The sequence below is a fragment of the Falsiroseomonas sp. E2-1-a20 genome (assembly GCF_051433195.1).
Lineage (GTDB): Bacteria > Pseudomonadota > Alphaproteobacteria > Acetobacterales > Acetobacteraceae > Falsiroseomonas.
Map to the genome: position 1 here is coordinate 216644 of NZ_JBHMFT010000003.1, position 13730 is coordinate 230373.

General features: G+C 71.6%; 11 protein-coding genes. 8 read left to right on the forward strand and 3 right to left on the reverse strand.

The features are described from left to right. Positions 1-2 precede the first annotated feature (2 nt). From ACFHPP_RS05590 to ACFHPP_RS05600, 3 genes are all read right to left on the reverse strand, one after another. Positions 3-479 (reverse strand): hypothetical protein, encoded by a 477-nt coding sequence (locus ACFHPP_RS05590; RefSeq protein WP_437162277.1) that lies wholly within the window; start codon positions 477-479, stop codon positions 3-5. Between the two features lie 121 nt (positions 480-600). Beyond that, the gene (locus ACFHPP_RS05595; protein ID WP_437162278.1) at positions 601-1569 is read right to left on the reverse strand and encodes a glycosyltransferase; all 969 of its coding nucleotides are present in this window, start codon (positions 1567-1569) and stop codon (positions 601-603) included. 3 nt (positions 1570-1572) lie between these two features. After that, the gene (locus ACFHPP_RS05600) at positions 1573-2046 is read right to left on the reverse strand and encodes a GtrA family protein (protein ID WP_437162279.1); all 474 of its coding nucleotides are present in this window, start codon (positions 2044-2046) and stop codon (positions 1573-1575) included. A gap of 158 nt (positions 2047-2204) precedes the next feature. On the opposite strand from ACFHPP_RS05600, the gene ACFHPP_RS05605 reads away from it, so the two are divergent. The 8 genes from ACFHPP_RS05605 (at position 2205) to ACFHPP_RS05640 (ending at position 13637) form a co-directional block, all read left to right on the forward strand. Next, positions 2205-3062 (forward strand): NAD(P)-dependent oxidoreductase, encoded by an 858-nt coding sequence (locus ACFHPP_RS05605; protein WP_437162280.1) that lies wholly within the window; start codon positions 2205-2207, stop codon positions 3060-3062. Beyond that, positions 3062-4573 carry an aldehyde dehydrogenase family protein gene (locus ACFHPP_RS05610; RefSeq protein ID WP_437162281.1) on the forward strand — a complete coding sequence of 504 codons (1512 nt, stop codon included), beginning with the start codon at positions 3062-3064 and terminating at the stop codon, positions 4571-4573. Before ACFHPP_RS05605 ends, ACFHPP_RS05610 begins: the two co-directional genes overlap by 1 nt. A gap of 94 nt (positions 4574-4667) precedes the next feature. Then, positions 4668-6281 (forward strand): ABC transporter substrate-binding protein, encoded by a 1614-nt coding sequence (locus tag ACFHPP_RS05615; RefSeq protein ID WP_437162282.1) that lies wholly within the window; start codon positions 4668-4670, stop codon positions 6279-6281. A gap of 193 nt (positions 6282-6474) precedes the next feature. Beyond that, positions 6475-8196 (forward strand): hypothetical protein, encoded by a 1722-nt coding sequence (locus ACFHPP_RS05620; protein WP_437162283.1) that lies wholly within the window; start codon positions 6475-6477, stop codon positions 8194-8196. Beyond that, positions 8193-8768, forward strand: a complete 576-nt coding sequence (locus ACFHPP_RS05625; RefSeq protein ID WP_437162284.1) for a hypothetical protein — start codon at positions 8193-8195, stop codon at positions 8766-8768. The genes ACFHPP_RS05620 and ACFHPP_RS05625 overlap by 4 nt, the downstream gene beginning before the upstream one ends. 69 nt (positions 8769-8837) lie before the next feature. Further along, positions 8838-10430 carry an ABC transporter substrate-binding protein gene (locus ACFHPP_RS05630; RefSeq protein ID WP_437162285.1) on the forward strand — a complete coding sequence of 531 codons (1593 nt, stop codon included), beginning with the start codon at positions 8838-8840 and terminating at the stop codon, positions 10428-10430. Positions 10431-10467: 37 nt separating this feature from the next. Continuing rightward, the gene (locus ACFHPP_RS05635) at positions 10468-12048 is read left to right on the forward strand and encodes an ABC transporter substrate-binding protein (protein ID WP_437162286.1); all 1581 of its coding nucleotides are present in this window, start codon (positions 10468-10470) and stop codon (positions 12046-12048) included. A gap of 5 nt (positions 12049-12053) precedes the next feature. Further along, positions 12054-13637 (forward strand): ABC transporter substrate-binding protein, encoded by a 1584-nt coding sequence (locus tag ACFHPP_RS05640; RefSeq protein ID WP_437162287.1) that lies wholly within the window; start codon positions 12054-12056, stop codon positions 13635-13637. Positions 13638-13730 lie beyond the last annotated feature (93 nt).

The window sequence follows — 13730 nt, forward strand, 5'->3', positions numbered from 1 at the left end:
GCTCACAGGATCCCCGCCGGCAGCAATGGCATGAGGTTGGCGCGCTGCGACCAAAGCACGAGGAGGATCGAGGCACCGAACAGCAGGGCCAGCAGGCTTGCGGCGAAGCTGCCCGTGAAGCCGAGCGACCGGCCGCTGCGCGACAGCTGCTCACGCGCCGCCTCCAGCCGGATGGTCTCGGCCTGGTTGTGCAGGGTGCGGAAGGCATGCGCCTGGAGCTCGGCCTCCGCCTTGCCGCGCATCGCCTCAGGGTCCGTCGGCCGGGCGGCCTCGACCGCCATGGCGAAGGCGAGAAGGTCGCGCAAGCGGTCATCCTCCCGCCCCGTCAGGAAATCCTCGAGGCAGGGCGCGGCGGGCGGCGGCAGGGACAGGCCAGGCACCACGGGCCGGATCTCGGCCGGACGCGAGTCCGTGGGACGCGCATCAACCGCCTGCGCCTCCGCCGGCCGTGCCTCCGGCGCCTGCTGGAGCTGCCTCATCTCGGTTCCTGACATGGGATGGTCCGTGTGCCCTGTGCGAAACTGCAACGGGAAGTCACCGCTCATCCGGCTCTTAGCATGCGCGACGGCACCAACAAACAATCGTGATGGAAACACTGCATCATGGAAAGTTCCGGAAAGAGTCATTGCTGAAGTGTTCATGCGCGAAATCTGGCGCAGGGATCGCGAGGTAGGCCATTCGGCGCGCCTCCAGCCGGCCGCGCGTGACGGTATCCAGGATGAGGCCGCAGGCCAGCGACAGGCTGGCCAGCAGCACCAGGCCCATCGACAGGACGGCGGTCGGCAGCCGCGGCACCAGCCCTGTGTCGAGGAAGGTCTGCACCACCGGCACCGCCAAGCCAAGTCCCGTCATGGCGAGCGCCAGGCCGATCAGCCCGAAGAACGGCAGCGGCCGTTCCCGGCGGACCAGCAGCAGGATGGCGTTCAGGATGCGGAAGCCGTCGCGCCAGGTATTGAGCTTCGACGTGCTTCCCGGCGGGCGGGCGCTGTAGGTGGTGGGGACTTCGTCCACCGGCATGCGCAATTCCAGCGCGTGGACGGTGAATTCCGTCTCGGTCTCGAAGCCCTCGGCCAGCGCCGGGAAGGACTTCGCGAAGCGGCGCGAGAAGACGCGGTAGCCCGACAGCATGTCGCTGATGCGGTTGCCGAAGATCAGCCGGACCATCCCGGTGAGCAGCAGGTTGCCGAGAACATGGCCGGGCCGGTAGGCGGCCTTCTCCTCCGTCACCCGCGTGCCGGTGACCAGGTCCAGCTTGTCCTCCAGCAGGCGACGGATCATGCCCGGCGCGGCGGCGGCGTCGTAGGTGCCGTCGCCATCGACCAGCACGTAGAGGTCGGCCTCCACATCCGCCAGCATCCGGCGCACGACATGGCCCTTGCCCTGCTGCGGTTCGCGTCGGACCTCGGCGCCGGCGGCGCGGGCGGCGGCCGCGGTGCCGTCGCGGCTGTTGTTGTCATAGACATGGATGGCGGCGGTCGGCAGTGCGGCGCGGAAGGCCGCGACGACGCCGGGGATGGCGACTTCCTCGTTGTAGCAGGGGATCAGGACGGCGATGCGGGGCTCGGCCATGGGTCAGGAAGGGCTCCGGGGGGCGGCGAAGACGAAGCGCCGGGACAGGATGAAATTGCCGGCCATGCCGGCCAGCGCTCCGGCGGCGACGCCGAGGATCGGGGCGGCGGCGACCGCCGGGACAAAGGCGATCAGCACCGCGTAGGTGCCGTAGTTGAAGGCGAAGCCGACGAGGTTCACCACCAGGAACAGCGCCCATTGCCGCGCCAGGGGCTGCGCCGGCCCCTCCGCCCGGAAGGTCCAGGCGCGGTTGAGCGCCCAGGTGGTGGTGGCGGCGGCGAGGTAGGACACTGCGCGGCCGGAGTACAGGCCGAGGCCCACTGCCAGGCCGGCATACAGCACCGCCGTATCCACCACGAACCCCACCGTGCCGACCACGCCGAAGCGCAGGAACTGCACCAGGCCGGCGGCCCGGCGCGGGCCCAGGGGCCGGGCCAGGGCGCGCTCGATCAGGGCTTCGGCGGCGCGTGCGGGCATGTTCGTTCCATGGTCGTGGGATATGGCGGGGCACCGGCTGGCGTGAACCCCGGCACGGCATCAAGGGTGCAGCGGCGTAGACCATGCGAGCGTGACCAAAACGCGGCAGCTTGCCCGGCCCGGGACGTGCTGCGAGCCTCCTCCCGGATTGGCGGGGAATGAGTCGGATGCGGGTCGGCGTGGTGGGGCTGGGCCAGATGGGCCTGGCGATGGCGGGGCGGCTGGTGGAGACCGGCGCCGAGGTTCTCGGGTTCGACCTGGATGCGTCCCGCTGCGCGGCGGCCGCGGCGCGCGGCGTGGCGGCCGCGGCCTCGGTCGAGGCGGTGGTGGCGCCCGTGGTGATCCTGTCCCTGCCGCATGACCGGGCGGTGGAGGCGGTGCTGCCCACGTTGTTCCCGGCGCTGCCGAAGGGCGCCGTGGTGGCGGATACCTCGACCCTCGACCCGCTTGCCGCGCGGCGCTTCGCCGAGGCGGCGGCGGAATGGGGCGTGGCTTACCTGGATGCGCCGGTGTCCGGCGGCCCAGCCGGGGCGGCGGCGGGCAGCCTTGCGATGATGCTGGGCGGCGACGCCGATGCCATCGCGCGGGCGCGGCCGGCGCTGGACCGCGTGGCGGGGAAGCTGATCCATGTCGGCGGACCGGGCGCCGGGCAGGTGGCGAAGCTGGTGAACAACCTGCTGGTGGCGACCCACCTGGCGGTGGCCGGGGAGGCGCTGCGGCTCGGGCGCCTCGCGGGCGTCGAGCCGGCGGACCTGCTGGCGGTGGTGAATGCCGCGTCAGGCCGGTCTGCCGCGACGGAGGTGAACTTTCCGCGCTGGATCCTCTCGGAGGGCTTCGATTCGGGCTTCTCCGCCGGGCTGATGCGCAAGGATGTGCGGCTGGCCCTCGAACTCGCCGACAGCGTCGGGGCGGCGCTGCCGGTCTGCGGGCAGGCGGCCGCGCGGTGGCAGGCGGCGGAAGCCTCGGACGCCGCGGATTTCAACCGGGTCCCGGCGGCCATCCTGGAGGGCGCGTGATGTTCCAGGCGGGCCGGGTGCTGGAGGCGGAGGTGGCGTGGCTGCTCGGCGGCCGCATCGGTAGCGTGGTGGAGGGGGAGGTGCTGGCCGGGCAGGGCGCGCCCGTCGGCCTGGAGGACCCGGCGACCGGGCTGCCGATGATCTCCTACGCCGATGCCGGGGCGGGCGTGGCACGGCAGGCGGCGGCCGGGGCGGCGCGGGCGCAGTTGGCCTGGATGGCATTGTCCGCGGCCGAACGCGGGCGGCGCATCTGGGCGCTGGGCGGGCTGATCCGACAGAATGCGGAGGCGCTGGCGCGGCTGGAATCCGCCAATGCCGGCAAGCCGCTGCGGGACTGCCGGGCGCAGGTGGCCCGCGTCGCGGAGATGGCGGAATACTGGGCCGGCTGGTGCGACAAGATCGAGGGCCGCACGGTGCCGGTGCCCTCCGGCCACACCGTCATCATCCGGCGCGAGCCGATGGGGGTGGTGCTGGCGATCACGCCCTGGAACGCGCCGCTGTTCACCTGCGGCTGGAACGTGCTGCCCGCCATTGCCGCGGGAAATGCCGTGGTGCTGAAGCCTTCGGAATACACGCCGCTGACCTCCATCGCCTTCGGCCTTCTGGCGATCGAGGCCGGGCTGCCACGCGGCCTGGTGCAGGTGGTGGCGGGGCTGGGGGCCACGAGCGGCGAGGCGCTGCTGGCGGCGCCGGAGGTGGCGATGGTGACCTTCGTCGGCGGCGCCGCCAGTGCGGCGCGCATCGCCGGGACCTGCGCGGCGCGGATGATCCCCTGCGTGCTGGAGCTCGGCGGGAAGTCGGCCAACATCGTCTTCGCGGATGCCGACCTGCCGGCCGCGGTGCAGGGCGCGCAGCAGGCGATCTTCGCGAGCAGCGGGCAGAGCTGCGTCGCAGGCTCCCGCCTGCTGGTGCAGCGCCCGGTGCATGACCGCTTCGTGGAGATGATGGCCGCGGCATCTGCGAAGATCCGGCTGGGCGATCCGCTGGACGGGGCGACGGAGGCCGGGCCGGTGGCGACCGCGCGGCAATTCGCGCATGTGTCCGGGCTTGTCGCGGCCGGCGTGGCCGAGGGTGCGGCGGCGCTGGCGGCGCCGCGGCCGGAGGCGCTGCCGCGGGACGGGTTCTGGGTGATGCCGACCATCCTTGCCGGACTGACGAACGAATCCAGCGCGGCGCAGACGGAAATCTTCGGCCCGGTGGTCGCTGCGATCCCGTTCGAGGACGAGGCGGAGGCGGTGCGCCTGGCGAATGCCACGCCCTACGGCCTGGCCGGCGCGGTGTGGACCCAAAGCCTCGGCCGGGCGCATCGGGTGGCGGCGGGGGTGCGGGCCGGAAGCTTCTGGGTCAATGGCTACGGCACCATCCATGTCAGCGTCCCCTTCGGCGGCTTCGGTGCCAGCGGGCATGGAAGGTCCTCGGGGCAGGAGGCGCTGGCGGCCTACACGCAGTCCAAGGCGGTTTGGGTGGAGACGGCTGAACAGCCGGCGCTGGGCTTCGGCCACCGTCCCTGAAACCGGGCCTTGCATCGGGCGGCGGAAGCCTGTTCCCTTCGCCGCCAGGGAATGTCGCGGCGCATCGCCGCGGGCTTTGGGAGACCATCGAAAAATGCTGCGACGTCATCTGATGACCGGCGCCGGGGCGGCGCTGGGCGCCTCGGCCCTCGGCGGGTCCTTGAGCGCGCCCGCCTACGGCCAGGGCGCGGCCGCGGCATCGCGCGTGCTGAAGTTTATTCCCCAGGCCGACCTGGCGGTGACGGACCCGATCGTCACCACCGCCTATGTCACCCGCAACCACGCCTACATGATCTGGGATACGTTGTACGGCTTCGACGCCGACTACAAGGCGCAGCCGCAGATGGCCCAGGGCCATACGGTGGAGGATGACGGCAAGCGCGTTACCATCACGCTGCGCGACGGCCTGAAGTGGCATGACGGGTCGCCGGTGAAGGCCAGCGACTGCGTCGCCTCCATCCGCCGCTGGGGCGCGCGCGATGCGCTCGGTCAGGTCCTGCTGGCGCAGACGGATGAGCTGACGGCCACCGACGACAAGACCATCCTGTTCCGGCTGAAGAAGCCGTTTCCGCTGCTGTTCGAGGCGCTGGGCAAGCCCTCCACCCCCGTCGCCTTCATGATGCCGGAGCGCCTGGCCAGCCAATCGCCGAGCACGCCGATGACCGGCGAGCTGATCGGCAGCGGCCCCTTCAAGTTCGTCGCGGGCGAACGCATCGCCGGCGCCCGCGTGGTCTATGAGCGCTTCGCCGACTATGTGCCGCGCACCGGCGGCGAGGCGAGCTGGACCGCCGGCCCGAAGGTGGCGAAGTTCGACCGCGTGGAATGGCACGTGACGCCGGATGCGGCGACGGCCGCCGCGGCGCTGCAGAACGGCGAGATGGATTGGTGGGAACAGCCGACCGGCGACCTGCAGCCGCTGCTGCGGCGCAACCGCAACGTGGTGCTGGAAATCCCGGACCCCACGGGGCTGATGGCGATCGCGCGCTTCAACCACCTGCACGCCCCCTTCGACAAGCCGGCGGTGCGCCGCGCCCTGCTCGGCGCGGTGAACCAGGCGGACTTCATGACCGCGGTGATCGGCACCGACCGCAGCCTGTGGCGGGAGGGGATCGGCTTTTTCCCGCCGGGCACGCCGATGGCCTCCGACGTCGGGGTCCAGGCGGTCACCAGCGCGCGCAACATGGACAAGGTGAAGGCGGACCTCGCCGCCGCCGGCTACAACGGTGAGAAGGTGACGCTGATCGCGGCGTCCGACTTCCCGTCGCTGAACGCGCTGGCGCAGGTTGGCAACGACATGCTGCAGCGCGCCGGCATGAACGTCGAGTACGTCTCGACGGACTGGGGCACGGTGGTGCAGCGGCGGGCGAGCCGGGAGGCGCCCGACAAGGGCGGGTGGAGCATGTTCTTCACCTTCTGGTCCGGCCTCGACATGTTCAACCCGGGCGTGCACCAGAGCCTGCGCGGCCATGGCCAGCAGGCCTGGTTCGGCTGGCCGACCATCCCGCGGATCGAGGAACTGCGCGCGGCGTGGTTCGAGGCGCCGGACCTGGCGGCGCAGCAGGCGGTTGCACGGCAGATCCAGGAGGTGGCGTTCCAGGAGGTGCCCTACCTGCCGCTCGGCCAGTATTTCCAGGCGACCGCCTACCGCCGCGACATCACCGGCGTGCTGAAGGGGCTGCCGCTGTTCTGGAACGTGCAGCGCGGCTGAGGCCAGGTCCGAGGGCGGACCGGCGCGGGGACCTGGTTCTCCGCGCACAACATCCTGATCCCGCACAAGCTGCGGGAATGGATGCGGAAGCTATATGGTCGGGATCCGCCCAAGGTTTTGGGCGACCTGCGGGACCGCGGCCGGTGGGCTGACCGCAGGCCAACCCCGACCGGATAGAAGTCTCGAAGCCCGCATGTGCAGCCAGCCCGTCGCCGCAGAACCCGGCCCGCCACCGCCGACCGGCCGCGGCGCCCATCCGGGCCGGCTGTTGCGGCATGCGGCCTGGGAAATTGCGGAGGCTGCGCTGCTGGCTGCGGTGCGGCAGGGGAGCGGCGTGGTGGCGCTGCTCGGCGGCCCAGGGGTCGGCAAGACGCTGATGCTGGATTCGCTGGAACGCGACCTGCGCACGGATGGCGTGGTGGTGCAGCGGCTCGACTTCGGCGATGCGGCCACCGGTGCGGAAGCCGCGGCGGTCCTGCTGGTTGATGAGGCCGGGCGCATCGACGATGCCGGCCTGGCCGCCCTGGCGGCGGCGCCGGACCAGGTGGCGGTGCTGGCGGCGCTGCCCTCCTTCGCGGCCCGGCTGGAGGAGGTTCCGCACCGGGTGGTGCGGCTGCCCGGGCTTCGGGCCGAGGATGTGGCGCAGTATGTCGCGGCCCGGCTGGCGGCGCTGGAGGTTCCGGCCTCTCGCATGGGGCCGGATGCGGTGGCGGCGCTGGGGCTTGAATCGGCCGGCGTGCCGCGGCTGCTGAACGTGCTGATCGGCAGCAGCCTGTTCACCGCGGGGCTGGAGAAGGCCGAAGCGGTCAGTGGCGAGCATGTGCGCAGCGCCGCCGGCATGCATGCGCTGTCGGCGGTGCGGGTGAGGGTGAGCGAACCCGCACGCGCGGCCGTGGCACCGGCCCGGCCGGCCGCCCCCGTCCCCGCATCGGCGCCGCCGGTCCTGGAAGCGGTACCGGAGCAGGTGCCGGACGCCATGCCGGAACCGCCGCCGGCGGCGGCTGCCGCGCCGCAGGACAACGCTGCGCAGCGGTCCAGCGGCATCCTGCCCTGGCTGGTCGCGGGCGTGGTCTTGGGACTGATCGGCGCGGCGGGCGCCTGGGTGATGCTCGGCCCGGGCTCGGCCGGTGCGCTGCGCGGCGGCGCGGGGTCGGAGGTGAGGCCGGTCGCGCAGGCCCAGGGCCAGCCCGATCCGACGCCGCCGCCGGTCGTGCCACCCGAGGCGCCGGACGTTGTCCCGGCGCTGCCGGTGGCCCCGCCGGCCCGCATCGTGCTGACCTATCCGCGCGGCGATGCGAACGCCGCCGCGCGCGGAGAGGCGCTGGCCGCGGCCCTGCGCGCGGCCGGCCGGACTGTCGCGGCGCCGTTCCCGGTCTCCCAGGCCGGCGGGGAGGAGGTGCTGCGCTATTTCTTCCTCGAGGATCGGGAGATGGCGCTCGCGATCGGCGCGCGCGCTGGCCAGGCGCCGCAGGCGCACCGGTTGGGCCGGGTGCCGGACGGCGCGCCGCTGCCACGGCCCGGCACTGTCGAATGGGCGCTGCCGGCGCCAAGCGGGCGGCCCGCTGCGCGTGAGACGCCGGTGCCTGGGCTGGCGGCGCTGGCGGCGCCGGAGCCGGAAGCCCCGGTCCCCGGCGCGCTTCTGCCGGCGGCGCGGCTGCCACTGGACGTGGAACTGCGCTGGCGCCTGCCGGCGGCAACCACCGCCTCGCCATGCTGTTTCGTCGAGGTGATGGGGCTGGAGGAAGGCGCCTGGCAGGAGGTGTTCTCGGGCTATGCGCCGCAGTCGGGGCGGCACGCGGTACCGGTGACGGCCGCGCGCGGCTACGCCTGGCGGGTCACGCTGGTGTCCCGTGACGGGCCCCGCTACGCGGCCGGGCGCTGGTCGCGCTTTACGGTCGTGGAGGCTGGTGAATGAGGTTTTCGTGCCGCCTGGCGCTGCTGCTGCCCGTCCTGCTGCCCGCACTGGTGGTGGCCTGTGCGCAGCCCCGGCCGGTCGGCACGCGCGTGGTGCTGCCGCCACGCGCGGCGCCGGCGGAACCGGTGGCGCAGGCGGATGGCGCCTGGTCCTTCAGCATCGCCAATGGGGTGTGCAGCGCATCGCTGGAGCAGGATGCGGCGACGCTGGCGGTGGCGGCGGGGCCGGGGCGCGAATTGTCCTATGAAGCACGGGGCGGGCGGCGGATCAGCCAGGTGGCGTTCCGCGGCGCGGAAGGCAATTGGCAGCTTCGCTTCCCCGCCAGCCAATCCCGCGTGACGCGGCGGCTGGATGCGGCGGGCGAACGGCGCATCCGCGCGCTGCTGGCCGGCGGCACGCTGCGCTACAGCCGGCCGGGCACGCGCGTGCTGTCCGTGACGGTGCCGGATGCCGGCATCTCGGGCCGCGACTGGTTTGGCTGCGTCTCTGCGCTCCGCACCGAATCGCCGGAGCTTCCGGTGCCCCCCGAGCCACCGGAGCCGCCCGGGGCATATGGACAACCGCCCGCCTAGCTTGCGGCTTGCGGGACGCGGCCAGGGCTGGTCTGATCCTCCCGGGAATGGCTTGAACGGGAGAACAGGATGCTTCGCAGGACACTGCTGAAGACAGGCGCTGCCATCGGCGGTGCCAGCGCATTGCCACACGCCGCGATCGCGCAGCCGGCGCAGAACCGCGTCCTGAAGATGGTGCCGCAGGCGAATCTGACCAGCCTGGACCCGATCTGGACCACGGCGAACATCACCCGCAACCACGGGCACATGATCTATGATACGCTGTACGGGATGGACGCGCAGTTCCGCCCGCAGCCGCAGATGGCGGCGGGCCATGTCGCGGAGGATGGCGGGCGGCGCATCATCATCACGCTGCGCGACGGGTTGAAGTTCCACGACGGAACGCCGGTGCTGGCGCGCGACGTGGCCGCCAGCGTGTCCCGCTGGATGAAGCGCAACCCGTTCGGCCAGAAGCTGGCGACGGTGACGGATGCGGTGTCCGCGCTCGACGACAAGCGCGTGCAGTTCAGCCTGAAGCGCCCCTTCCCGCTGCTGTTCGCGGCGCTGGCGCAGGTCTCCAACAGCCCGGCCTTCGTGATGCCGGAGCGCATCGCGAGCACGGATGCCTTCACGCAGATCCGCGAGGCGGTGGGCAGCGGCCCGTTCCGCTTCAAGCCGGACGAATACAATTCCGGCAGCCTGGTGGTGTACACGCGCAACCCGGACTACGTGCCGGTGCAGGGCGGCATGCCGAGCCTGACGGCCGGGCCGAAGATCGCGAATTTCGACCGCGTCGAATGGCACATCATCACGGACGCGGCGACCGCCGCCGCGGCGATCCAGACCGGCGAGATCGACTGGTACGAGCAGCCGCCGCCCGAGATCCAGCAGCTTCTCCGCCGCAACCGCAACGTACGGATCGAGGCGATCGACCCGTTGCCGCTGACCGGCATCCTGCGCTTCAACCACCTGCACGCGCCGTTCAACGACAAGAAGCTGCGCCAGGCGATGCTGCCGGCGATCAGCCAGTCCGACTTCATGCAGGCGATCGTCGGCACCGACCCCGACAATTTCAACGCGGAGACCGGCTTCTTCACGCCCGGCACGCCGCTGGCCAACGACGCCGGCATGGCGCCGTTGATGGGCGCGCGCAGCCTGGATCGTGCCAAGGCGCTGATGCGGGAGGCAGGCTACACCAACGCGCCGATGCGGCTGATCGGGCCGACCGACATCCTGGCGCCGTCGGCGATGACGCAGGTGGGCGCGGATCTGGTGCGCCGGCTGGGCTTCAACGCCGACATCGTGCTGACCGACTGGGGCACCACGGTGCAGCGGCGCACATCGCGCGAGCCGGTGGAGAGTGGCGGCTGGAGCATGCTGTTCACGGCATTCTCGTCCTTCGACTTCGCCAATCCGGCAGCGCACTTCCCGCTGCGCGGCAACGGCACCGGCGCCTGGTTCGGCTGGCCCTCGATCCCCCGGCTGGAGGAGCTGCGCGATGCGTGGTTCGAGGCGCCGGACCTGGCGGCGGAACAGCGCCTGGGGCGGGAGATGCAGGAGGTGGCGATGGACGAGCTGCCCTACATCCCGGTCGGTGCCTACAAGTCGCTGACCGCGCTGCGCAGCAACCTGTCCGGCCGCGTGCCGGGGCTGGCGCTGTATTGGGGCATCAAGCGCGACTGAGTTTCCTCGGCATCAAGTCTCGGGCGGGAGAGTGAAGATGATCGGTCGGCGTGGGTTGATGGCGGCTTCGGCCGCGGTGGTGGCGGCACCCAACGTGGTCTCGGCGCAGGGTGGGGCGGCGCGGAGCCTGCGGGTGATCCCGCAGGCGAACCTGACCTCGGTGGACCCGGTGTGGACGACGGCGGTGGTGACGCGGAACCACGCCTTCATGATCTACGACCAGATCTGCGCCCAGGACAGCAAGGGCGAGATCCAGCCGCAGATGGCGGAAGGCTGGACCGTCTCGGACGACAAGCTGGCCTGGACCTTCACGCTGCGCGAGGGCCTCGCATTCCACGATGGCGAACGTGTGCTGGCGAAGGATGCGGTGGCGTCCATCAGGCGCTGGGCGCGACGCGATCCGTTCATGCAGGTGCTGATCGGCAATGTCGCGGAGGTGGAGGCGCTGGATGACCGCCGCTTCCGCTTCCGCCTGCACCGGCCGGTGCCGCTGCTGACGATGGCGCTGGGCCAGACGCAGTTTCCCTGCTTCGTCATGCCGGAACGCATCGCCAGCACGGACGCCTTCACGCAGATCCGCGACACCGTGGGCAGCGGGCCGTTCAAGTTCGTGCCGGGCGAATGGAACCCGGGGCAGCGCGCGGTGTGGGCAAAGAACGACGCCTATGTGCCGCGCGGCGAGGTGGTGGACGGTCTGGCCGGCGGCCGGCGGCCCAACATCGACCGCATCGAGTGGACCATCATCACGGACCCCGCGACCAGCGCCAACGCGATGATGCAGGGCGAGCAGGATTACTGGGAGTATCCGCTGCACGACCTGCTGCCGCTGATGCGGCGCAACCGGGAGATGGTGGTGCAGCAGCGGCTGCTGGACGGCACCTATGGCGTCTGCCGCTTCAACACGCTGCAGCCGCCCTTCAACAACCCCGCCATCCGGCGCGCGGTGGCGATGGCGGTGGACCAGCGCGACTACCTGCGCTCGGTTGCGGGCAACGACGCGGATGGCTGGGGCGTGTGCGAGGGCGTGTTCACCTGCGGCACGCCGCTGGCCAATGAATCCGGCAGCGAGATCCTGAAGACGCGCAACATCGAGCGTGCCAAGGCCGCGCTCGCCGCGGCGGGCTACAATGGCGAGAAGGTCGTGCTGATCGCGCCGGGCGACTATCCGCAGATCAACGCGCTGTCGATGGTGACGGCGGACATCCTGACGCGCCTGGGCATGAACCTGGAGCTGATCTCCACCGACTGGGGCACGCTGGTGCAGCGGCGCGCGAGCAAGGAGCCGGTGGAGCGCGGCGGCTGGAGCATCATCCACACCACCTCCTCCGGCCAGTCGCTGGCGCTTCCGGTGTACCACCTGTTCCTGCGCGCCAACGCGGCGAATGCCTGGTTCGGCTGGCCCGACGAGCCCGAGATCGAGCGCCTTCGCGGGGAGTGGGTGCAGACCGGCGACCCCGCCGAAAGCCGGCGCATCGCGGAGCAGTTGAACGCCAAGGCGATGGAGTCGATGTACTACATCCCGCTCGGCTTCTACTGGCAGCCGAGCGCCTGGCGCCGCAACGTCACCGGCGTGTTCCGCGCGCCGGCCACCGTGTTCTGGAACATCGGCAAGGGCTGACGCAGATGATCACGCGGCGTGGGATGATGGCGGCGGCCGGCCTGGGGCTGGCGGCGCCACGGGTGGCCTCGGCGCAGGCGCAGGCGGGCGTGCTGCGCTTCGTGCCGCAGGCGAACCTGTCGAACATAGACCCGGTGTGGTCGACGGCCGTGGTGGTGCGCAACCACGGTCTGATGATCTACGACACGTTGTATGGCCTCGGCGCCAACTTCCAGCCGAAGCCGCAGATGGCGGCGGGGCATGAGGTCTCCGACGAGGGACGGCGCTGGACGATCACGCTGCGGCCGGGGCTGCGCTTCCACGACGGTGCGCCGGTGCTGGCACGGGACTGCGTCGCCTCCATCGCGCGCTGGGCGAAGCGGGACGTGCTGGGGCAGCGGCTGGACGGGCTGCTGGACGGCATGCGGGCGCTGGACGACTCGCGCTTCGAGATCCGCATGAAGAAGGCCTGGCCGGGGCTGGCCTTCGCGCTCGGCAAGCCATCCGCCAACATCTGCGCCATCATGCCGGAACGGGTGGCGCAGACCGACCCGTTCCAGCAGATCCAGGACTACACCGGCAGCGGGCCGTTCCGCTTCGTGCGGGATGAATTCCGGCCCGGTGACCGGGTGATCTACACGAAGTTCAATGAATACGTGCCGCGCGACGAGCCGAGCGATTTCCTGGCCGGCGGCAAGCCGGTACATTTCGACCGGGTGGAATGGCGGGTGATGCCCGACCCCTCCACCGCCGCCGCCGCCTTGCAGAACAACGAGGTGGATTGGTGGGAGACGCCGCTGGCGGACCTGCTGCCGCTGCTGCGCCGCAACCGCGACATCGTGGTGGATCTGGTGAACGGCGCCGGCAATCTCGGCGTGCTGCGCTTCAACTTCCTGCACCCGCCCTTCGACAATGCGGCGGTGCGCCGTGCCATCCTGCCGGCGCTGGACCAGCGCGCCTTCATGGATGCCGCGATCGGCACCGATCCGGAGATGTCCCGTGTACCGGCCGGCGCCTTCACGCCAGGCATGCCGCTGGCGAATGATGCGGGGCTCGAGGTGCTGTCCGGGCCGCGCAACCTGGAGGCGGCGCGGGCGGCGTTGCGCGCTTCGGGCTATGCCGGGCAGCGCGTCGCGATGCTGTCCGCCAGCGATATCCCGGTGCTGCAGAACCTGTCCGAGGTGGCGGCCGACCTGCTGCGCCGGATCGGCTTCAACGTCGACCTGCAGGCGATGGACTGGGGCACGCATATCCAGCGCCGCACCAACCGCGGGCCCTCGGATCAGGGCGGCTGGAACGCCTTCTGCACGACGTGGGAGGGCTTCGACGTCTCCGTGCCCGGAAGCCACCAGCCGATCCGCGGCCACGGCGCCGCGGCCTGGGCCGGTTGGCCCACGATTCCGCGCCTGGAGGAACTGCGGGAAGCCTGGTTCGAGGCGCCGGACCTGGCGGCCGAGAAGCGCATCGCGGAGGAGATGCAGCGCGTGGTGTGGCAGGAGGTGCCGTTCCTGCCGCTAGGCCAGGTGCTGCCGCGCATGGCCTATCGGCGCAGCCTGACGGGCGTGGTGAAGGGCGGTCCCGCGCTGTTCTGGGGCGTGCGCCGCGCCTGAGCCGGCCGCGTGGCACGCTGTGTGCAACGCAGCAGGACTGTGTGCGCCGTCCCATGTTCAACCAGCCGGGACGCTGGCGCATCGCACAGGGAT

Excerpts from the sequence above, each read along its gene's own strand:
- ACFHPP_RS05590 (WP_437162277.1), bottom strand. The coding sequence starts at position 479 with ATGAGGCAGCTCCAGCAGGCGCCGGAGGCACGGCCGGCGGAGGCGCAG.
- ACFHPP_RS05595 (WP_437162278.1), bottom strand. The coding sequence starts at position 1,569 with ATGGCCGAGCCCCGCATCGCCGTCCTGATCCCCTGCTACAACGAGGAA.
- ACFHPP_RS05600 (WP_437162279.1), bottom strand. The coding sequence starts at position 2,046 with ATGCCCGCACGCGCCGCCGAAGCCCTGATCGAGCGCGCCCTGGCCCGG.
- ACFHPP_RS05605 (WP_437162280.1), top strand. The coding sequence starts at position 2,205 with ATGAGTCGGATGCGGGTCGGCGTGGTGGGGCTGGGCCAGATGGGCCTG.
- ACFHPP_RS05610 (WP_437162281.1), top strand. The coding sequence starts at position 3,062 with ATGTTCCAGGCGGGCCGGGTGCTGGAGGCGGAGGTGGCGTGGCTGCTC.
- ACFHPP_RS05615 (WP_437162282.1), top strand. The coding sequence starts at position 4,668 with ATGCTGCGACGTCATCTGATGACCGGCGCCGGGGCGGCGCTGGGCGCC.
- ACFHPP_RS05620 (WP_437162283.1), top strand. The coding sequence starts at position 6,475 with ATGTGCAGCCAGCCCGTCGCCGCAGAACCCGGCCCGCCACCGCCGACC.
- ACFHPP_RS05625 (WP_437162284.1), top strand. The coding sequence starts at position 8,193 with ATGAGGTTTTCGTGCCGCCTGGCGCTGCTGCTGCCCGTCCTGCTGCCC.
- ACFHPP_RS05630 (WP_437162285.1), top strand. The coding sequence starts at position 8,838 with ATGCTTCGCAGGACACTGCTGAAGACAGGCGCTGCCATCGGCGGTGCC.
- ACFHPP_RS05635 (WP_437162286.1), top strand. The coding sequence starts at position 10,468 with ATGATCGGTCGGCGTGGGTTGATGGCGGCTTCGGCCGCGGTGGTGGCG.
- ACFHPP_RS05640 (WP_437162287.1), top strand. The coding sequence starts at position 12,054 with ATGATCACGCGGCGTGGGATGATGGCGGCGGCCGGCCTGGGGCTGGCG.